This window comes from Pseudomonas sivasensis (genome assembly GCF_013778505.1).
GTDB classification, from domain to species: domain Bacteria; phylum Pseudomonadota; class Gammaproteobacteria; order Pseudomonadales; family Pseudomonadaceae; genus Aquipseudomonas; species Aquipseudomonas sivasensis.
Map to the genome: position 1 here is coordinate 208,871 of NZ_JAAOWU010000004.1, position 20,340 is coordinate 229,210.

The window sequence follows — 20,340 nt, forward strand, 5'->3', positions numbered from 1 at the left end:
GTGTTCTCCTTCGTGCGCCTGTTTGTTGGCGCCGTTTAGCAAATTAGTGAGTGAGCGCTGATCAGCTCATCTGCATGACGCGAGTCATGGCCTGGTCGTCTTCTTTGGCGCTGTTCATCATCTTGATGTGCAGCTCGAACTGCTTGGAAAGCGCCAGCACTGCCGTCATTTCTTCCACGGCATTGACGTTGCTTGCCTGCAGGAAACCCGAGGTCAGCTTGACACTCGCATCGGCCACGGCCGGCTGGCCATCTTTGGTGTGAATGGTGCCATCGAGGCCTTTATTCATATTCTTCAGGTCAGGCTGGACCAGCTTGATCCGGTCCACTTCAGCCATCACCCGTGGGCCTTCGCCCATGGCGCGGATGCTGATGGTGCCGTCGGAACCAACTTCGATCTTCTGCTGGGGCGGCACGGCAATCGGGCCACCGTTGCCCATGATCGGCATGCCGTTACCGGCGCGCAGCACGCCCAACGCATCGACGTTCATGCTGGCGCTGCGCACATAGGCTTCGCTGCCATCCGGGGTTTGCACCGCCATCCAACCGTCGCCGTTGACCGCCACGTCCAGATCACGACCGGTTTCGATCATCGCGCCGGGAGTGAAGTCGGTGGCTGGACGTTCGGTCAGGGCAAACGCCCGCGCCGGAAAGCTGTCACCGAACACCGGCATCGAACGCGCCTGTTCCAGGTCACGTTGAAAGCCGTTGGTGGAAATGTTCGCCAAGTTGTTGGCATGGGCCTTCTGCGCCAGAGCATTCTGGCTGGCGCCGGTCATTGCCACATAAAGGTACTTGTCCACATTCTTTCCTCTTTCTGACGCAGGCTTGCCGCCCACCGCTGTACTGATGAGGCTTAAGCAATTTGCGAACCAACTTTTAAAAAAAGGGGAAAGACCAGGCAGGACGGGGGTTTGCGTTGAGTCAGCAGGATTTGAAGGACTGGGGATAGTCGAAAAAACGGCGGACTACTGCCGCTTACGGCAACGACGTAGATCAAATGTGAGAGCGAGCTTGCTGTGGTGAGCGGGCTTGCCCCACGCCGGGCTGCGAAGCAGCCCCCCCAACCACACAGGTTATTTATCAGCCTTCAGAATTTCGTAATCGCGCAACTTATTGGCTATGGTGGTGTGCGATACCCCAAGCCGCTTGCCCAACTGCCGGCTGCTCGGGTGCTCGGCATACAGGCTCTCCAGCACCGCCTTCTCGAACCGTCCGACGATCGCCTCCAACCCACCCTCCAGGGAAAAATCGCCAAGCGGCTGACGCACGCCATAATCCGGCAAGCGAATATGCTCGGCCTTGACCGTCCCGCCCTCGCACAACGACACGGCCTGGAACAGCACGTTTTCCAACTGCCGCACATTGCCCGGCCAGTGGTAGTGACTGAGTCGCTCCATCGCCGCCGGCGCCAGCTTGGGCAGTGGGCAGCCGATCTGACGGCTGGCCTGGTCAAGAAAGTGGTCAACCAACGGCCCCAGCCCATCAAGGCATTCGCGCAGTGGTGGGATGTGCAACGACAGCACGTTGAGGCGGTGATAAAGGTCCTGGCGGAATTCGCCACGGGCGCAGAGTTCGGACAAATCCACCTGGGTTGCGCAGATCACCCGCACATCCAAGTACACCTCCTCATCACTGCCCACCCGACGGAAGCAACCATCCTGCAGGAAGCGCAGCAATTTCACCTGCAAGCGCGCACTCATTTCCCCCACGCCATCGAGAAACAACGTACCGCCCGCCGTCAGCTCCAGCAGCCCGAGCTTGCCTTCGGCCCGCGCGCCTTCGAACGCGCCGGGGCCATAGCCAAACAACTCGGTCTCAGCCATCGACTCCGGCAGACCAGCACAATTGAGCGCCATCAGCGGCGATTGCCCACGGGGGCTGGCCAGGTGGCAGGCGCGGGCCAGCAATTCTTTGCCAGTGCCGGTTTCGCCTTCTATTAATAGCGGTGCGTCCAACGGCGCCATGCGCCGGGCTTCACGTACCACCGCCGCCATGACTTTGGAGCTTTGGAAGATGCTGTCAAAGCCGCGCAGTTCCTGCTTGCGCACGTTGTAGATGCGCTCGCCCACGCGGTCGGCGCGGTGCAGGGTCAGCACCGCGCCAGCCATGGCCTCGCTGTCGTCGTGCTCGGAGGATTGCAGTGGCGCTATGTCCGCCAGGAACACGTCACCCTTAACCTTGACCCGCAGACCATTGATCCGCGACTTGCTCGCGCGCACCAGTTCCGGCAAGTCGAAGTCCTCGGCGTAGCGCGACAGCGGAATACCCGGAACTTCGTCCACGCGCACCCCGAGCAACTGCGCCGCCGCGCGGTTGGCGGCGACAATGGAGCCGCCCATGTCGATGGACAGCACCGGAAACTCCAACGCACCGAGCAAGGCATTGAGCTCCATGTGCCGGCGCTCGCTGGGCATCAGCCCTACCCTTTTCACGCCAAACACCCCGGCAATGGCTTCGAACTGCGGACGTAATGCCTGGAACTGCATGTTCACCAGGTTCGGACAAAACAGGTAAATGGCATTTCCATGCTCACCACCGACCTCGCCCTTGGCGACGTTGACGCCGTACTCCACCAACAGATTGAGAATGTCCCGCAATATGCCGATGCGGTTTTGGCAGTGCACTTTGATACGCATGAAAGGGCCCGAAAAAGTGGGTAGGCGCCGCGTCTTTTTGTCGCTGGGCGCAGATAGTCGTCAAGATTATGTGACAGCTTATGTGCTTTTCACAGCCCAACGGCGCGATGAACCACACAAGCGTAACGATTAATTTACGAAAATCGGTATTTTTTCCTACAATATCCGCTCACAAACAGATGGAATCCTGCTCCGCGCGGGTTATCAATAGGTTCATCGCAGGACATAACAAGAACGAATGCCTAGCAGGAGAGCCGTATGAAGCAGACGCACTACGTGGCCCGCGAGCCCGATGCGCAAGGTTTTATCCACTACCCGCCGGAAGAACACGCGGTGTGGAACACTCTGATCACGCGCCAGTTGAAAGTGATCGAAGGCCGCGCTTGCCAGGAATACCTGGACGGTATCGACAAACTTGGCCTGCCCCTGGACCGCATTCCACAGTTGGGCGAAATCAATAAAGTGCTGGCCGAGACCACCGGCTGGCAAGTGGCCCGGGTCCCCGCGCTGATCCCCTTTCAGACCTTCTTCGAATTGCTCGCTAACAAGCAATTTCCGGTGGCGACATTTATTCGTACCCGTGAAGAACTGGACTACCTGCAAGAGCCGGATATTTTCCACGAGATCTTTGGCCACTGCCCACTGCTGACCAACCCCTGGTTCGCCGAATTCACTCACACGTACGGCAAGCTCGGCTTGGCGGCCAGCAAGGAGCAACGGGTGTACCTGGCGCGCCTGTACTGGATGACCATCGAGTTCGGCTTGGTGGATACGCCCGAGGGTCGGCGCATCTACGGTGGCGGGATTTTGTCGTCGCCCAAGGAAAGCGTGTACTGCCTGTCGGACGAGCCCGAGCACCAGGCCTTCGACCCGCTGGAAGCGATGCGCACGCCGTATCGCATCGACATCCTCCAACCGCTGTATTTCGTACTGCCCAACCTCAAGCGCCTGTTCGAAGTCGCGCAGGAAGACATCATGGGCATGGTCGAGCGCGGTATGCAGCTTGGGTTGCATGCGCCGAAATTCCCGCCAAAACCCAAGGCCGCATGAACCGTGGCTTTTAAGGCCAGGTGAGTCTGTTCCCTGGCCCCGCGTTGCTTTAGGGTGACGCCACTGACGACCGTTTTTAAACACTCGAATTCAGGACACCACCACATGACCACCTTGAACCAAGCCCACTGCGAAGCCTGCCGCGCCGATGCCCCACAAGTCAGCGATGAAGAATTGCCGGTGCTGCTCAAGCAGATCCCAGACTGGAACATCGAAGTCCGCGACGGCGTGATGCAGTTGGAAAAGGTTTTTCTGTTCAAGAACTTCAAATTCGCCCTGGCCTTTACCAACGCCATGGGTGAAATCTCCGAAGCCGAAGGCCATCACCCGGGCCTGCTCACCGAATGGGGCAAAGTCACCGTGACGTGGTGGAGCCACTCCATCAAAGGCCTGCACCGCAACGACTTCATCATGGCCGCCCGCACCGACGAAGTGGCCAAGGACGCCGAGGGCCGCAAGTAATGCATTTCGATGCCATTGGCCGCGTGCCCGGCGACCCGATCCTCGGGCTGATGGACCTGTATGCCCAGGACACCAACCCGAACAAGTTCGACCTCGGCGTGGGCGTCTATAAAGATGATCAGGGCCTGACGCCGATTCCCCATTCGGTGAAGCTCGCCGAACAGCGCCTGGTTGACACCCAAACCACCAAAACGTACATCGGCGGCCACGGCAATGCAGCGTTCGGCACATTGATCAGCGAGCTGGTCCTCGGTGCCGATTCTGCACTTATCCGTGAACGCCGGGCCGGCGCCACGCAAACCCCGGGTGGTACCGGTGCTTTGCGCCTCAGTGCCGACTTCATCGCTCAAAACCTTCCAGGACGCGGCGTGTGGCTGAGCAACCCGACCTGGCCAATCCACGAAAGCATCTTTGCCAAGGCCGGGCTCAAGGTCAGCCACTATCCGTATGTAGGCGCCGACAACCGCCTAGATGTGGAGGCGATGCTAGCGACCCTTTCCACCGTGCCAAAAGGTGATGTGGTGCTGCTGCACGCGTGCTGCCACAACCCCACCGGGTTCGACCTGTCCCAGGATGACTGGCGCCACGTGCTGCAGATCGTGCGCGAGCGCCAACTGCTGCCACTGATCGACTTCGCCTACCAGGGCTTCGGCGATGGCCTGGAGCAGGACGCCTGGGCGGTGCGCTTGTTTGCCAGAGAGTTGCCGGAAGTATTGGTCACCAGCTCGTGCTCGAAAAACTTCGGCCTGTACAGCGACCGTGTTGGCGCGCTGATCGTGTGCGCTGCAGACGCCGAGAAGCTGACGGATGTACGCAGCCAACTGGCGAATATCGCGCGTAATCTGTGGTCTACGCCGCCGGACCATGGTGCGGCAGTGGTCGCGACTATCCTCGGTGATGCCGAGCTGAAAAAGCAGTGGAGCGAGGAAGTCGAAGCCATGCGTGCGCGGATCGCGCAGTTGCGTTCCGGACTGGTGGAGGCGTTGGCGCCCCATGGTTTATCGGAGCGCTTTGCGCACATCGGCGCACAACGCGGGATGTTTTCCTATACCGGTTTGAGTGCCGAGCAGGTCAAGCAACTGAGGGAAAAGCACAGCGTGTATATGGTCAGTTCGGGGCGAGCCAACGTGGCGGGTATTGATGCGACACGCCTGACACTCCTGGCCGAAGCCATCGCCGACGTCTCCAACTGACGAAACCGGGACTGAAAATGTGGGAGGGGGCTTGCTCCCGATGGCAGTGGGTCAGTGACAGGTGTACTGGCTGACACTCCCTCATCGGGGGCAAACCCCCTCCCACATTTTGACCGAGTACACCCTTCAGCTGGCGACCATCTCGGCTTTCAGCAGCGCCTCTTTCGCCTGCGCGTCCGCCAACCGATACAACTCGATACTCCCATCCCAGTGCTCGATCAATGCCGTGCACGACTCCACCCAATCCCCGCAGTTGAGGTAATCCACCTCGCCCACTTTGCGAATCTCCGCATGGTGGATATGCCCGCACACCACGCCGTGCAACTCGCGTTTGGTCACCTCATGGGCGATGGCTTCTTCGAAATCGCTGATAAAGCTCACGGCCGTTTTGACCTTGTGCTTCAGATACGCCGACAACGACCAATAGCCGTAGCCATACCGCGCACGCCAATGGTTCAACCAGCGGTTCAACGTGAGGGTGAATTCGTAGGCAGAGTCGCCGAGGAATGCGAGCCAGCGGTGATAGCGGGTGATCACATCAAACTGGTCACCGTGGATCACCAACAAATGCCGGCCATCGGCGGTGACGTGCACTGCTTCATCGACCAACTGGATATTGCCCAGGATCAGCTTGGAATAGCGCCGCAGGAACTCATCATGGTTGCCGGTGACGTAGATCACCTCGGTGCCGCGCTTGGCCATGGTCAGCAGGCGACGGATTACGTTGGTATGGGCCTGGGGCCAATACATGCCGCCGCGCATTTTCCAGCCGTCAATGATATCGCCCACCAGGTACACCTTGTCGGCGTGGTAACCCTTGAGGAATTGCGACAAATGTTCGGCCTGACAATCCCGGGTGCCCAGGTGCACGTCGGAAATCCACAGGGTACGTACCCGTTGCTTGCGGCTGGGCTTGGTGAACTCGGCACTGGTCATGGGCATCACTCGACGCTGTTTTCGCGAGCTTGCGCCATAGCGATTAATAGCCCATGACAACTGTGCGTCAGTCTGATGACAACGCCCGTGTTCGCGAAGCGTTGTAGACTGGCGACCTGCATAGGAGAACGCGATGAGACCGACCCTCACCCTGCGCCACTACCTCGAAGCGCCCATCGCCCATAGCCATGAACATGCGCAGTTGGTGTTCGGCCTGTCCGGTCATCTGGACCTGGAAGTCGATGGCCGTGGCAGCCAGGTGCGTGAAAGCAGCGTGATGGTCCTGCCCTTCTCTGCCCACCATGCCTGCGGCAGTCGCGATGGCAGCCGCTGCCTGGTGTTGGATGTGCCCACGGAGCATTGGGTGCTGCAATCGTTGGGTGAACACGCCGATACAAGCCGCCGCTTGCTGGATCAACCGGCGCGCCTGGCGTTGGATTCGCGACAACACCAACTGGTGCAATGGCTGGCCCATAGCCCGGTGGATGACCCACTGATCGTGCAACAGGGCGCGGTGCTGTTGCTGGCCAGCCTCAATCATTCACTGGCCCAACCGGTACCTGGCCGGCGCCTGCCGTATGCGGCGTTCAATACGCATATAGAGCGCCACGTCGCCCATCCGCTGCAGGTCGCCGACCTTGCTCGGATTGCCGGCCTGTCGGTGGCGCGCCTGCATGCGCGCTTTGTGACCGAGTGCGGCCAAACGCCCATGGATTACATCCGCAGCCGTCGCCTGCAACTGGCCCTGAACCTGCTGCGCGAAACGCCATTGCCCATCGGTGAAATCGCCGAGCGTGTCGGCTACACCTCGCAAAGTGCCTTTGCCGCCGCTATGTTGCGCGAGTTTGGCGCCTCTCCCGGCGCGTTGCGGCGCTCGGCATAGGGCGAGGCTGGCGCTAAAAATCGCGAGCTGCGCGACAGACGTGCGTAGTAGCACCCTCTAGACTGCGGTCCTGTCACTCCCGTTGGTTCAAGGATCGCAATGACTCCCCGTTCAGCCCTCGGCGCCCTGCATATCGGCGCACTGATGTTTGGCCTTACCGGCGTATTCGGCAAGCTGGCGGCCGCCTCACCGGCCATTATCGTATTCGGTCGCGCCGCATTTGCCGTGATTGCCCTGGCAGTGTTTGCGCGCTTCGTCAGCAACGCACCCTGGAAAACGCTGGAACTGCGCGACTGGAAACGCCTGCTGGTCAGCGGCGTGTTGCTGGCCGCACATTGGGTGACGTTCTTTATGGCGGTCAAAGTCGCTGGCGTGGCCGTCGCCACGCTCGGGTTCACGGCGTTTCCGGCGTTTACCGTGATCCTTGAAGGGCTGATCTTCCGCGAGCGTATCCGCGCCAATGAAGTCGTGTTGGTGGCGCTGGTCACCGTTGGCCTGGTGCTGGTGACGCCGGACTTCAACCTGGCCAGCGAAGCCACCGGCGGCCTGCTGTGGGGCATCGCGTCGGGGCTGCTGTTCTCTTTACTGTCGCTGAACAACCGTGCCAGCTCCGGGCGCATTCCTGCCGTACAGGCAGCCCTGTGCCAGAACGTGGTCGTTGCGGTGTGCCTATTGCCCGTGGCCGCGCCGGGGTTGGCGGATGTGCGTGCGCTGGACTGGTTGTGGATCGGCCTGCTCGGCGTGTTCTGCACAGGCTTGGCCCACAGCCTGTTTGTCGCCAGCCTCGCAGTAATCAAGGCGCGTACCGCCTCCGTGGTATTTGCCATGGAGCCGGTCTACGGCATTACCGCGGCCTGGCTGCTGTTCGCCGAAACCCCGACGCTGCGCATGCTGCTGGGGGGCGCGCTGATCATCGTCGCCATCGTGCTCTCAGGGCTGATGGGCAGCGCCAGCCAGGCCAAACAGCCGACTGCAACGACCTGATCTATACTTTAAACATCCGCAACAGTCTGGAGTCGTTCAACGGATAACTGACCGCTCGACGACAGCCTTGGTGTGCCCTGCAGTTGCTGCAAGCGAGTAGTCACTCCTTAAACGCGATGCAGAGGCTACATCATGGAAATGTTTATCAGCTTACTAGTTCAAATCATCAGCGGTGCCGTCGGCGGCAATTTGGCCGGCATGACCAAACAAAGCCTGGGGACCGGGCTCAATACCATGCTGGGCGGTGTCGGCGGGCTTGTACTGGGCCAGATAGTGACGGCACTGACGGGCGCTTCGGGCGGTGAGGCGCTGGATGTGGCGGCGGTCGGCAGCAATATTGTCGGCGGCGGCGTCGGAGGCCTGGTGCTGACGTGGGTCGTGGGCTTCATCAAAAGCAAAATGGCCGCCAAGTAGCGGCCTCCATCAGTCACCGTCAGCCGATGGCGGTGACCTTCACTGTGTACGGTCGTTGTGCCCCAGGTCACGCTGCGGGTCGATCTGATCGCGCACGCGCTGCTTGAGCACCTTGGCCTCAGGGAAACCACCGTCAGCCTTGCGCTCCCAAAGCTGCACGCCATCGCAGGTGATACGAAATGCGCCGCCAGTCGCTGGCTCCAGCGACACTTTGCCCAGGTCATCGGCAAAGGTGCTTAACAGTTCCTGAGCCAACCACGCGGCGCGCAGCAGCCACTGGCACTGGGTGCAATAGGTGATAACGATCTCGGGTTTGCTGACGGACATCATTTGACAAGTTCCTGGCATGACGAGTGATGAGGATCGAGTGGCTATAATACCGGCCTTTATCGCCCAGCCCTGAGATTCCTGATGCGCCGCCTGCTGTCCTGCCTGTTTCTGTGCCTCGTCCCCCTGCTTGCCGACGCCATTGAACCACCCCGACCGAAAATCGGCCTGGTGCTGTCCGGCGGTGCCGCCCGCGGCCTGGCGCACATTGGCGTGCTCAAGGCCCTGGAAGAACAGGGCATCCATATCGACGCCATCGCTGGCACCAGCATGGGCGCGGTGATTGGTGGGTTATACGCCTCGGGCTACAAGATCGACGAGCTGGAAAAGCTCGCCCTGAGCATCGACTGGCAGCAGGCGTTATCCGACGCACCGCCGCGTGAAGACGTGCCGTTTCGGCGCAAGCAGGATGACCGGGACTTCCTGGTCAAGCAGAAGCTCAGCTTCCGCGATGACGGCAGCCTCGGCCTGCCCCTGGGCGTGATCCAGGGCCAGAATCTGGCGCTGCTGCTGGAAAGCATGTTCGCCCACAGCAGCGACACGCGTAATTTCGACAAGCTGCCGATCCCCTTTCGCGCCGTGGCCACCGACATCACCACCGGCGAAAAAGTAGTGTTCCGCAAGGGCCACCTGCCCCAGGTAATCCGCGCCAGTATGTCGATCCCGGCGGTGTTCGCCCCTGTAGAGCTGGATGGCCGGCTGCTGGTGGATGGCGGCATGACCGATAACATCCCATTGGATGTGGCGCGTGAGATGGGCGTGGACATCGCCATCGTGGTCGACATCGGCACCCCGCTGCGCTCACGCAAGCAACTCGCGACCGTGGTAGATGTGCTCAACCAGTCCATCACCCTGATGACCCGGCGCAACTCAGAAGAACAGCTCAAGGCCCTCAATCCCAAGGACGTACTGATCCAGCCGCCACTGTCCGCTTTTGGCGTGACCGATTTCGGCCGCGCCAAAGACATGATCGACGCCGGCTACCGTGCCACCCGCGCCCTTGACGTTCGCCTGGCCCATTTGCGCCCTGCCGAACCGGTTGACCCCGAATTGGTGGCCGCGCGGACTCCAGGCGAGCGAACCCCGGTGATCACCGCGATCAAGCTGGAGAACGATTCGAAAGTCAGCGACGACGTGATCCGCTACTACATCCGCCAACCGTTGGGCGAACCGTTGGAGCTTGGCCGTCTGCAAACCGACATGGGCACGTTGTACGGCCTGGATTACTTCGAGCAGGTGCAATACCGCGTGGTGAAAAAAGGCCACGACAACACCTTGGTGATCAGCGCGCGGGGCAAGCGCAGCGGCACCGACTACCTGCGCCTGGGCTTGAACCTGTCGGACGATATGCGCGGCGACAGCGCCTTCAACCTCGGCGCGAGCTACCGCATGAACGGCATCAATCGCCTCGGTGCCGAGTGGCTGACCCGCGTGCAGATCGGTGATCGGCAAGAGTTGTACAGCGAGTTCTATCAACCGATGGACGCTGGCTCGCGCTACTTCATCGCGCCCTATCTCAGCGCCCAGGCGCAGAACGTCGAGCTGATTCTGGACAACGACCCCATCTCCGAATACCGCCTGGAACGCTATGGTTTCGGCCTGAACGTGGGGCGGCAGATCGGCAACAGCGGCGAGATCCGCTTCGGTGTCGGCGAGGCCTGGGGCAAGGCGGATGTGCGCATTGGCGACCGCGACCTGCCGAGTGTGAGCTTCAGCGAAGGTTTCTATGAACTGAAGTACTCCTTCGACACCCTGGATAACGTGTACTTCCCGCACACCGGTGAGGACATCGGCCTGGCCTACCGCGAGTTCGAACCGGGACTGGGTTCGGACCAGCGCTATCGACAATGGGAATTCAAGCTGGACAAGGCCATGAGCCATGGCCCGGACACGCTGGTGCTGGGCGGCCGGTATGGGCGCACCCTGGATGATTCCGATGTGGTGATTTCCAGCTTCCTGCTGGGCGGTGCGCGACAGTTGTCGGGCTTCCGCCAGGATGCGATTTCCGGGCAGAACATCAGCCTGATGCGCGCGGTGTACTACCGCCGACTGACGCCGCGCTCGTACTTACCGTTGGATTTCCCGTTGTACCTGGGCGCGTCTCTGGAGCGGGGCCGGGCATGGAACAACGACAATGAGTTCGACAGCGGTTATATCAACGCTGCGAGTATTTTTCTGGGGTTTGATACACCGTTGGGGCCGCTGAATTTCAGCTACGGGTTCAACGATGATAATCAGAAGGCGGTGTACCTGAACCTGGGGCAGACGTTCTGAGACAACGCTGAATCAGTGTTGGAGCGGCTAATTGTGGTGAACGGGCTTGCCCCGCTCACCACAATTAGCCCCACACACGTTGATCTTCACTGCACTTGGGTTCAGGACTTTTCCAGATTCGCCAGGATGTGCCCGTGCACGCGCATGCACACACTCAAATCCGCTTCATCCACGCCCACGAACAGCTCGTGACGCAACTCAGTGGCGATGGTTTCAATCTGTTCGATCAGCGGCCGCGCGGTGTCACACAGCAGAATGCGCTTGGCGCGGCGGTCTTCAACCACTGCCTGGCGTTGCACCAGGCCCTGGCCTTCGAGACTGTCGAGCAAGCGAGCCAGGGTCGGCCCTTCTACGCCAACGCTTTGCGCCAGCTCACGCTGAGTGGGAGCTTCTTCAAAACGGGCCAAGTGCAGCAGCACCAGCCAGCGCGCCTGGGACAAGCCCAGCCCCGCCAAACGGCGGTCTAGCTCGGCGCGCCAACCTCGGGACATTTGCGCCAGCTGCATGCCAAATCGGTGTTGATCGGTTAACGGCATAAAAAACTCATGGGTTAGACTGAAAATAAAGTGTGGCTAATTATTAGCCAGCTAAGCATGAGCCATGCCACTAGGCAAGAGTTGCTATGAACTGAATCGTTACATTGTCGTAATTGGCACACTAAATTTCGAATTCAGACTGCAAAGCGGCCCGCACGCAGTACAAAACACCCTCTGGAACACGTCCTGTGAACAGTGGCGCAATCTCGGCTACCGGTGGCAGTTCGCCTTCTCCGTCGAGAAATGCATCCTGGATTTCACCGAGCAAATCTTCCGGCAAATCAAGGGCCTGCTCCAGGGACAACTGCTGCTTGCCAATGGATTCAGCAAGCAGGGTGTAGACGTTTTTCTCCGAGCATTGCAGTTGGCCCGCGATCTGGATCGGCGTCATGCCAGCGCGCGCCAGGCTGATCAGCTCGTGCCGAATGTCGGCGATTTCCTTAGGTGCTTCGGCCTGGCCGCCGAGCACTTCGAGGAACGCCTGGCCATAGCGCTCCAGTTTGCGTGCACCGACGCCGCTGACCCGCGCCATCTCGGCCATGGTGGTGGGCTGCTCGCGCAGCATCTCCAGCAAGGTGGAGTCGGGAAAAATAACGTAAGGCGGCACACTGTGTTCCTGTGCCAATTTGCGCCGCAGGGTGCGCAAGGCTTCCCATTGCTCGCGCTCCTCGCCTCGCACGAGCTGGCTGGCCTGGCTGGTGCTGGTCTTGGCAGTGGTTTGCGGTTTGAGGTCGCGACGCAGTTCCAGGCTGACCTCGCCCTTGAGCAGCGGGCGGCAACTGTCATTCAGACGCAGGCCGCCGTAGCCTTCAATGTCGATATCCACCAGGCCGCGCGCGACCATCTGGCGGAACAGCGAACGCCACTCGCCCTCAGCGCGGGCTTTACCGACGCCGTAGACCGAGAGTTTTTCGTGACCGAAGCTGCGGACTTTTTCGTTGTCCTTACCCAGCAACACATCCACCAGATGGCCCACACCGTAACGCTGACCGGTGCGGTAGATGGTCGACAACGCCTGGCGTGCGGGCTCGGTAGCGTCCCAGGTCTGCACGCCATCAATGCAGTTATCACAATGGCCGCAAGGCTCCGGCATGTCTTCGTCGAAATACGCCAGCAAGGTCTGACGACGGCAGCGAGTCTCTTCACACAACGAGAGCATGGCGTCGAGTTTGTGCTGCTCCAAGCGCTTGTGCCGTTCATCGCCTTCGGAGTTCTGCAGCATCTGCTTGAGCATCACCACGTCCTGCAGGCCGTAGACCATCCACGCATCCGCCGGCAAACCATCACGACCAGCACGCCCGGTCTCCTGGTAGTACGCCTCAAGGGATTTTGGCAGGTCCATATGGGCGACAAAACGCACGTTGGATTTGTCGATGCCCATGCCGAACGCGATGGTCGCCACCATGATCAGGCCTTCCTCGTTGAGGAAGCGCTTCTGGTGAGCGGAGCGCGTTTCATTAGGTAGACCGGCGTGGTACGGCAGCGCCGGGTAGCCTTGCTCGCAGAGGAACGCGGCCACCTCATCGACCTTCTTGCGCGACAGGCAATAGACGATGCCCGCGTCGCTGCGCCGTTCAGAGAGGAACGCGAGCAACTGCTTGCGCGGCTGCTCCTTGGGCACGATGCGGTAGAAAATATTCGGTCGGTCGAAACTCGATAGGAAACGCTCGGCGTTCTGCAGGTGCAGGCGCTCGACGATTTCTTCGCGGGTGCGCTTGTCGGCGGTGGCGGTCAGGGCGATGCGCGGAACGTCCGGGAACAGCTCCGCCAGTTGACCCAACTGCAAATATTCGCGGCGGAAATCGTGCCCCCATTGGGATACACAGTGAGCTTCGTCGATGGCGAACAGGGCAATTTCCAGGCTCTGCAAAAACGCCAGCATGCGCGGCTGCACCAGGCGTTCGGGGGCCAGGTAGAGCATTTTCACTTCACCGCGCTTGATGCGTGCGGCCAGGTCACGCTGCTGCTCGGCACTGAGGGTGGAATTCAAGGCGGCGGCGGCGACACCAAGTTCTTCCAGGGTCGCCACTTGGTCGTCCATCAATGCAATCAACGGCGACACCACCACGGCCAGCCCGTTGCGCAACAATGCAGGCACCTGGAAACACAACGACTTGCCGCCGCCGGTAGGCATCAGTACCAGGGCGTCACCGCCTTTGGCCACGCGCTCAATGATCGCACCCTGGCGGCCACGAAAGCTGTCGTAGCCGAAGATGTCCTTGAGGACGCGTTGAGCCTGATCGAGCATGTATAACTCCAACAAAATAGTGCCGAAATCCCTCTGTACAGGCTGGTCGAAAAAATCCGACCTCACGGAAAATAATCCGTAAGTGGAGTTTTCTCGACCTGGCGCTTGGCCTGCTGGGGCATCACAAAACGCGGCAGTATACCCGAGCACCATCCGGCAAAGGGCGCCGCTGACGAATTGCAGCCCGTCTCTAAAACCGGGCAAATCTGCATGCCGACTGGCTTGGGCGCGCAAGAACGCCTAGAATTCAGCATCGTTTATTCCCAAGGTAGTCCTTCAATGTCCTTCGCTGAGCAACTAACCCGCCTGCAAGCCTTCCTCGACGCCGATGAGCTGCATGACGAGGCGCTGGACTATGTGGCCGCCCACGGCTACCTGACCGCCCTTTCGATCTGCTCCGACGTCGTTCCCGACCGTGAATGGATTGACGCGCTATTCGCTGAAGAGCCTCATTACGCAGACGACGCCCAGCGCGAAGAAATCGAATCCACCCTGCTGGCCCTCAAGGCCCACATCGCTCGCCAACTGGCCTCCGATGAGGAATTCGAACTGCCATGCGAGCTGGACCTGGGCGAAGATCCGGACGACTCCGACCTGCGCGGCTGGTGCATCGGTTTCATGGAAGGCGTGTTCCTGCGTGAAGCTGCCTGGTTCGAAACCGCCGAGGAAGAAGTCAGCGAAATGCTGCTGCCGATCATGGTCGGTTCGGGGCTGTTTGAAGAAGAAGCTGAGTTTTCCGACATCGCCGCCGACGCCAACCTGATGGACGACATGATCGTACAGATCCCGGAAGCCCTGACCGCCCTGTACCTGCTGTGCAACGCCCCTGACGAAAAACCGGCGATCCTCAAGCCTCGTCACCACTGAGTCCCTTGCCCGTGACACCCATGGGCAATCGCTCGCTCCTCCTGCGTTACGTGCTGCTAGCCATCGGCTGGTTAAGCGTAGCGCTGGGGGTAATCGGCATTTTCCTACCGGTATTGCCGACCACGCCCTTCCTCCTGCTCGCCGCCGCCTGCTTCGCTCGAAGCTCCCCGCGTTTCTACCAGTGGCTGGTGGAACATCCGCGCCTGGGCCCCTGGATTCGCGATTATCTGGACGGCAATGGCATCCCACTCAAGGGTAAGGTCTACGCCATTGGCTTGATGTGGCTGAGCATCGGCCTCTCGTGCTACTTGGTGCCGCTGCCGTGGGCACGCGGGTTCATGCTGACCAGTGCGGTACTCGTCACGATCTACATCCTGCGCCAGAAAACCCTGCCACCGCGCTAAGTGTCGCCCTGCGACATTAGATCCCACACGACCTTGGTCGACACTGACTAACCTCAGCCATCATGCGAGACTGTCCAACCGGGGCAGGAATACCCGGGTGTTTCTATGCTCGGAGTTACCATGACGCTGTCCAGCGGGCTGATTGCAGCCGTTGCCCTGGCCTATATGGCCATTATGTTTGCCATTGCCTTCTACGGTGACCGCCGTCGCGCGCCATTGCCGCCGCGCGTGCGCGCCTGGGTGTACAGCCTGTCTCTGGCGGTGTATTGCACCAGTTGGACGTTCTTCGGCGCCGTAGGCCAAGCCGCCGAACAGTTGTGGGCGTTTTTACCGATCTACCTGGGACCGGTGCTGTTGCTTGTGTTGGCACCCTGGGTGCTGCAGAAGATGATTCTGATCAGCAAGCAGGAAAACATCACCTCCATCGCAGACTTCATTGCCGCGCGCTACGGCAAATCCCAGTCCCTGGCAGTGGTGGTCGCGCTGATCTGCCTGGTGGGCGTGCTGCCCTATATCGCCCTCCAACTCAAAGGCATCGTGCTGGGGGTGAACCTGCTGATCGGCGCGGGCGCCGATACCACCGGCACGCGGGCCCAGGACACGGCACTGATCGTGTCCTTGGTGCTGGCGCTGTTCACCATTGTGTTTGGTACGCGCAACCTCGACGCCACGGAACACCACCGTGGCATGGTGCTGGCGATTGCGTTTGAATCCCTGGTCAAGCTGTTCGCTTTTCTTGCAGTGGGCGCGTTCGTGACCTACGGCCTTTACGACGGTTTCGGCGACCTGTTCAGCCAGGCAATGCTCGCGCCACGCTTGGAGGAATACTGGAAGGAGACCGTCAACTGGCCGTCAATGGTGGTGCAGACCGGCGTAGCGATGATGGCGATCATCTGCTTGCCCCGACAGTTTCACGTGACGGTGGTAGAGAACATCGACCCGCAGGATCTGCGCGTAGCCAAGTGGGTATTTCCCGCCTACCTGATCCTCGCCGCTCTGTTCGTCATCCCCATCGCTCTCGGCGGCAAGATGCTGCTGCCCGGCTCCGTATTGCCGGACTCCTACGTGATCAGCCTGCCCATGGCCGAAGCCCATCCGGCGTTGGCGGTGCTGGCATTTATCGGCGGCGCCTCTGCGGCCACCGGCATGGTAATCGTGGCGAGCATCGCACTGTCGACCATGGTCTCCAACGACATGTTGCTGCCGTGGCTGTTGCGCCGTTCCAGCGCAGAGCGCCCGTTCGAGGTGTTCCGCCATTGGATGCTCTCGGTGCGCCGGGTCAGCATTGTGATCATTTTGCTGTTGGCTTACGTGAGTTACCGCTTACTGGGTTCTACGGCAAGCCTGGCAACTATCGGACAGATCGCTTTTGCCGCCGTGACCCAGCTCGCCCCGGCCATGCTTGGCGCGCTGTATTGGAAGCAGGCCAACCGCCGCGGTGTGTTTGCCGGCCTGGCGGCGGGCACATTCCTGTGGTTCTACACATTGGTCCTACCCGTAACGGCGAAAAGCCTGGGCTGGTCCCTCAGCCTTTTCCCAGGGCTTACGTGGATGCATTCACACCCGTTGGGTTTATCCGTCACCTCGCTGACCCTAGGCACGGTGTTCTCCCTGGCGGGTAACTTCACGCTGTTTGTGTGGGTGTCGATGCTGTCGCGCACGCGGGTGTCGGAGCACTGGCAAGCCGGGCGTTTTATCGGCCAGGAAATCAGCCAGCGCGCCAACGCCCGCTCAATGCTGTCGGTACAGATCAGCGACCTCCTCAGCCTGGCGGCACGTTTTGTTGGTGAAGAACGTGCCCAGCAGAGCTTTATTCGCTTTGCCTACCGCCAGGGCAAAGGCTTCAACCCCAATCAGAATGCCGATAACGACTGGATCGCCCACACCGAACGCCTGTTGGCCGGTGTGCTCGGCGCCTCTTCGACGCGTGCGGTGGTAAAAGCTGCGATTGAAGGGCGGGAAATGCAGCTGGAGGACGTAGTACGCATCGCCGATGAAGCGTCGGAAGTGCTGCAGTTCAACCGCGCGCTGCTGCAAGGTGCTATCGAAAACATTACCCAAGGCATCAGCGTCGTCGACCAGTCGCTCAAGCTGGTGGCCTGGAATCGACGCTACCTGGAACTGTTCAACTACCCCGACGGGCTGATCAGCGTCGGCCGGCCAATCGCCGACATCATCCGCTACAACGCCGAGCGCGGCCTTTGTGGCCCGGGCGAAGCCGAAGTGCATGTGGCGCGACGCCTGCACTGGATGCGCCAGGGCCGCGCGCACACCTCCGAGCGTTTGTTCCCGAATGGACGGGTGATTGAGCTGATTGGCAACCCGATGCCCGGTGGTGGATTTGTCATGAGCTTCACTGACATCACCGCGTTCCGCGAAGCCGAGCAGGCGCTCACCGAAGCGAACGAAGGCCTTGAGCAGCGGGTGACCGAACGTACCCATGAACTGTCGCAGCTCAATGTGGCGCTCACCGATGCCAAAGGCGTGGCCGAATCCGCCAGCCAGTCGAAGACACGCTTTCTCGCAGCCGTCAGTCATGACCTGATGCAACCATTGAACGCCGCCCGCCTGTTCTCAGCCGCCCTCTCCCACCAGAACGACGGCCTGTCCAGCGAAGCCCGGCAACTGGTGCAGCACTTGGACAGTTCGCTGCGCTCCGCCGAAGACCTGATCAGCGACCTGCTGGATATCTCGCGCCTGGAAAACGGCAAAATCAATCCGCAACGCCAGCCCTTTGTGCTCAACGAGCTGTTCGACACTCTGGGCGCGGAATTCAAGGCACTGGCCCAGGAACAAGGTTTGCGCTTCCGCCTGCGCGGTAGCCGCCTGCGGGTCGACAGCGACATCAAGCTGCTGCGACGAATCCTGCAGAATTTCCTGACCAACGCTTTCCGTTATGCCGACGGCCCGGTGCTGCTTGGCGTACGCCGGCGCAAGGGCGAGTTGTGCCTGGAGGTGTGGGACAGAGGCCCCGGTATTCCGCAAGATAAACAGAAGGTGATCTTCGAAGAGTTCAAGCGCCTGGACAGCCATCAGACCCGCGCCGAGAAAGGCCTGGGCCTGGGCCTCGCGATTGCCGACGGCCTGTGCCGGGTGCTGGGCCATCGTCTGAGCGTGCGCTCGTGGCCGGGCAAAGGCAGCGTGTTCAGCGTGCGCGTGCCACTGGCGCGCAACCAGGCCAGCCCGCAGCCCAAGCCGACAGCGGATAACGGCCAGCCATTGAGCGGCGCGCAAGTGCTGTGCGTGGATAACGAAGAAAGCATCCTGATCGGCATGCGCAGCCTGCTGACGCGCTGGGGGTGCGAAGTGTGGACCGCCACCGACCAGGCGCAGTGCGCGGCGTTGTTAGCCGAAGGGGTGCGGCCGCAACTGGCGCTGGTGGATTACCACTTGGATCATGGAGAAACCGGCACTGAATTGATGGGTTGGCTGCGCGCGCAGTTGGCGGAGCCTATTCCCGGTGTGGTCATCAGTGCCGACGGCCGTCCGGAGATGGTTGCCGAGGTGCATGCGGCTGGCTTGGACTATCTGGCCAAGCCGGTGAAGCCGGCGGCGTTGCGGGCGTTGCTGAGTCGACACTTACCTCTATAAACCGGATGCGCCCCCCACATTTAGCGCTGCGTTTATTCGGGAAGGTGTGCGACGCCGTCTGAATCGGTCATCGCCCGCTCCAGCAAGTCCGCCGGCAGGCTTTTGCTCGCGCGAGCACCCAGCAGCCTTAATTGCTCGGTGCGGCTGACCAGATTTCCGCGTCCATCTGTCAGCTTGTTTCGCGCGGCGCTGTAGGCCTTATCCAACTGCTGAAGACGGTTGCCCACTTCGTCCAAGTCTTGGATAAACAGCACAAACTTGTCATACAGCCAACCAGCGCGCTCGGCGATTTCCCGGGCGTTCTGGCTTTGGCGTTCCTGCTTCCAAAGGCTGTCGATCACCCGCAGTGTCGCAAGCAAGGTCGTAGGGCTGACGATCACGATATGGCGGTCGAAGGCCTCTTGAAACAGATTCGGCTCGGCCTGCAACGCAGCGGAAAACGCCGCTTCGATCGGCACGAACAGCAAGACGAAATCCAGGCTGTGCAGGCCTTCCAGGCGCTTATAGTCCTTGCCGGCCAAGCCTTTGACGTGATTGCGCAGCGACAGCACGTGCTGTTTCAGCGCCGCTTGGCCAATCACTTCATCATCAGCCGCAACGTACTGTTGATACGCCGTCAGGCTGACCTTGGAATCCACCACCACCTGCTTGTCGCCAGGCAACATGATCAGCACATCCGGCTGAAAGCGTTCGCCGTCCGGCCCTTTGAGGCTGACCTGGGTCTGGTACTCGCGCCCCTTCTCCAGTCCCGCATGTTCCAGCACGCGCTCAAGGATCAGTTCGCCCCAGTTGCCCTGGGTTTTCTGGCCCTTGAGGGCGCGGGTCAGGTTGGTGGCTTCGTCTGACAGACGCAGGTTCAGTTGCTGTAAGCGCTCAAGCTCCTTGGCCAGGGAAAAACGCTCACGCGCCTCGTTCTGATAGCTCTCTTCCACACGCTTTTCGAAGGACTGTATGCGTTCCTTCAACGGATCGAGCAACTGTCCGAGGCGTTCCTGGCTGGTTTCAGCAAAGCGCTGTTCACGCTCGTCGAAGATCTTGCCGGCCAATTCGGCGAACTGCGCGCGCAGCTCATCTCGCGAGCCTTGCAGGTCAGTCAGACGCTGTTGATGGCTGTCCTGTTGCTCACGCAGTTCGGCGCGCAAGCCGGCCGCCAGGGCGTCGAGGCGCCGTAATTCGGTGTCTTTTGCGCTGCGGTCGAGGTTCCAGGCGTGGGCGGCGTCGCGGGCGTTGTCACGGTCGATCTGCAGCAGTTCGACTTCACGGCGCACAGCGGCGAGGTCGGCCTGCTTGGCGGCGTTGGCCTGGCTCAGGTCGCTGATTTCATCGCGGCTGGCATCCAGTTGGGCGGCGAGGCCTTCCTGGGCCAGTTGCGCAGTGGCCAGGCGCTCTTCAAGCAGTTCCCAGCCAGTGGTGCGCGCGGTCAACCGCCGCTGGAGCTGCCAGCACACGACCAACAACGGCACTGCAGCGCCTGCAAGGCCCAGGGCAATACTGGTCCAGTCAAAAGCCATAGCCATTTCTGCCATCACCGAA

General features: G+C 60.7%; 17 protein-coding genes. 10 read left to right on the forward strand and 7 right to left on the reverse strand.

Annotated features, from left to right (window positions below):
* Nucleotides 1-61: 61 nt before the first annotated feature.
* The gene (locus G9Q84_RS09930; protein ID WP_032887850.1) at nucleotides 62-802 is read right to left on the reverse strand and encodes a flagellar basal body rod protein FlgF; all 741 of its coding nucleotides are present in this window, start codon (nucleotides 800-802) and stop codon (nucleotides 62-64) included.
* A 273-nt stretch (nucleotides 803-1,075) separates the two neighbouring features.
* Nucleotides 1,076-2,638, reverse strand: coding sequence for a sigma-54-dependent phenylalanine hydroxylase transcriptional regulator PhhR (locus G9Q84_RS09935; RefSeq protein ID WP_032887849.1), 1,563 nt, complete (start codon nucleotides 2,636-2,638; stop codon nucleotides 1,076-1,078).
* A 258-nt stretch (nucleotides 2,639-2,896) separates the two neighbouring features.
* Between G9Q84_RS09935 and phhA the strand changes: the two genes are divergently transcribed.
* The 3 genes from phhA to G9Q84_RS09950 all read left to right on the forward strand — a co-directional run bounded on the left by phhA (nucleotide 2,897) and on the right by G9Q84_RS09950 (nucleotide 5,343).
* On the forward strand, nucleotides 2,897-3,688 hold the full coding sequence (gene phhA, locus G9Q84_RS09940) for a phenylalanine 4-monooxygenase (RefSeq protein WP_032887847.1): 792 nt from the start codon (nucleotides 2,897-2,899) through the stop codon (nucleotides 3,686-3,688).
* A gap of 105 nt (nucleotides 3,689-3,793) precedes the next feature.
* Complete coding sequence (locus tag G9Q84_RS09945) at nucleotides 3,794-4,150, forward strand: 4a-hydroxytetrahydrobiopterin dehydratase (RefSeq protein WP_010208721.1); 357 nt, start codon at nucleotides 3,794-3,796, stop codon at nucleotides 4,148-4,150.
* Nucleotides 4,150-5,343: an amino acid aminotransferase gene (locus G9Q84_RS09950; RefSeq protein ID WP_122754435.1), complete on the forward strand. Its 1,194-nt coding sequence runs from the start codon at nucleotides 4,150-4,152 to the stop codon at nucleotides 5,341-5,343. The genes G9Q84_RS09945 and G9Q84_RS09950 overlap by 1 nt, the downstream gene beginning before the upstream one ends.
* 126 nt (nucleotides 5,344-5,469) lie before the next feature.
* On the opposite strand, the gene G9Q84_RS09955 is transcribed toward G9Q84_RS09950, so the two are convergent.
* Nucleotides 5,470-6,279 carry a UDP-2,3-diacylglucosamine diphosphatase gene (locus G9Q84_RS09955; protein WP_053133181.1) on the reverse strand — a complete coding sequence of 270 codons (810 nt, stop codon included), beginning with the start codon at nucleotides 6,277-6,279 and terminating at the stop codon, nucleotides 5,470-5,472.
* Between the two features lie 133 nt (nucleotides 6,280-6,412).
* Between G9Q84_RS09955 and G9Q84_RS09960 the strand changes: the two genes are divergently transcribed.
* The 3 genes from G9Q84_RS09960 (at nucleotide 6,413) to G9Q84_RS09970 (ending at nucleotide 8,560) form a co-directional block, all read left to right on the forward strand.
* Nucleotides 6,413-7,162: an AraC family transcriptional regulator gene (locus G9Q84_RS09960; RefSeq protein ID WP_122754436.1), complete on the forward strand. Its 750-nt coding sequence runs from the start codon at nucleotides 6,413-6,415 to the stop codon at nucleotides 7,160-7,162.
* Between the two features lie 99 nt (nucleotides 7,163-7,261).
* Complete coding sequence (locus G9Q84_RS09965) at nucleotides 7,262-8,146, forward strand: DMT family transporter (RefSeq protein WP_032887838.1); 885 nt, start codon at nucleotides 7,262-7,264, stop codon at nucleotides 8,144-8,146.
* 132 nt (nucleotides 8,147-8,278) lie between these two features.
* Complete coding sequence (locus G9Q84_RS09970; RefSeq protein WP_095185420.1) at nucleotides 8,279-8,560, forward strand: hypothetical protein; 282 nt, start codon at nucleotides 8,279-8,281, stop codon at nucleotides 8,558-8,560.
* Between the two features lie 39 nt (nucleotides 8,561-8,599).
* On the opposite strand, the gene G9Q84_RS09975 is transcribed toward G9Q84_RS09970, so the two are convergent.
* Nucleotides 8,600-8,887: an Rdx family protein gene (locus G9Q84_RS09975; RefSeq protein WP_032888088.1), complete on the reverse strand. Its 288-nt coding sequence runs from the start codon at nucleotides 8,885-8,887 to the stop codon at nucleotides 8,600-8,602.
* A gap of 84 nt (nucleotides 8,888-8,971) precedes the next feature.
* Between G9Q84_RS09975 and G9Q84_RS09980 the strand changes: the two genes are divergently transcribed.
* Nucleotides 8,972-11,161, forward strand: a complete 2,190-nt coding sequence (locus G9Q84_RS09980) for a patatin-like phospholipase family protein (protein WP_122754437.1) — start codon at nucleotides 8,972-8,974, stop codon at nucleotides 11,159-11,161.
* A gap of 101 nt (nucleotides 11,162-11,262) precedes the next feature.
* On the opposite strand, the gene G9Q84_RS09985 is transcribed toward G9Q84_RS09980, so the two are convergent.
* Complete coding sequence (locus G9Q84_RS09985) at nucleotides 11,263-11,697, reverse strand: MarR family transcriptional regulator (protein ID WP_032887832.1); 435 nt, start codon at nucleotides 11,695-11,697, stop codon at nucleotides 11,263-11,265.
* Between the two features lie 121 nt (nucleotides 11,698-11,818).
* Nucleotides 11,819-13,945: a DNA helicase RecQ gene (recQ, locus tag G9Q84_RS09990; RefSeq protein WP_032887830.1), complete on the reverse strand. Its 2,127-nt coding sequence runs from the start codon at nucleotides 13,943-13,945 to the stop codon at nucleotides 11,819-11,821.
* Between the two features lie 279 nt (nucleotides 13,946-14,224).
* On the opposite strand from recQ, the gene G9Q84_RS09995 reads away from it, so the two are divergent.
* The 3 genes from G9Q84_RS09995 to G9Q84_RS10005 all read left to right on the forward strand — a co-directional run bounded on the left by G9Q84_RS09995 (nucleotide 14,225) and on the right by G9Q84_RS10005 (nucleotide 18,807).
* Nucleotides 14,225-14,812, forward strand: coding sequence for a UPF0149 family protein (locus G9Q84_RS09995; protein ID WP_032887828.1), 588 nt, complete (start codon nucleotides 14,225-14,227; stop codon nucleotides 14,810-14,812).
* A gap of 20 nt (nucleotides 14,813-14,832) precedes the next feature.
* On the forward strand, nucleotides 14,833-15,216 hold the full coding sequence (locus G9Q84_RS10000; protein ID WP_032887826.1) for a YbaN family protein: 384 nt from the start codon (nucleotides 14,833-14,835) through the stop codon (nucleotides 15,214-15,216).
* Nucleotides 15,217-15,336: 120 nt separating this feature from the next.
* Nucleotides 15,337-18,807 (forward strand): hybrid sensor histidine kinase/response regulator, encoded by a 3,471-nt coding sequence (locus tag G9Q84_RS10005; protein ID WP_032887824.1) that lies wholly within the window; start codon nucleotides 15,337-15,339, stop codon nucleotides 18,805-18,807.
* 32 nt (nucleotides 18,808-18,839) lie between these two features.
* Here G9Q84_RS10005 and G9Q84_RS10010 read toward each other — a convergent pair whose 3' ends face one another.
* A complete protein-coding gene (locus G9Q84_RS10010) occupies nucleotides 18,840-20,318 on the reverse strand; it encodes a DNA recombination protein RmuC (RefSeq protein WP_375803671.1) in 1,479 nt (492 codons plus the stop codon).
* Nucleotides 20,319-20,340 lie beyond the last annotated feature (22 nt).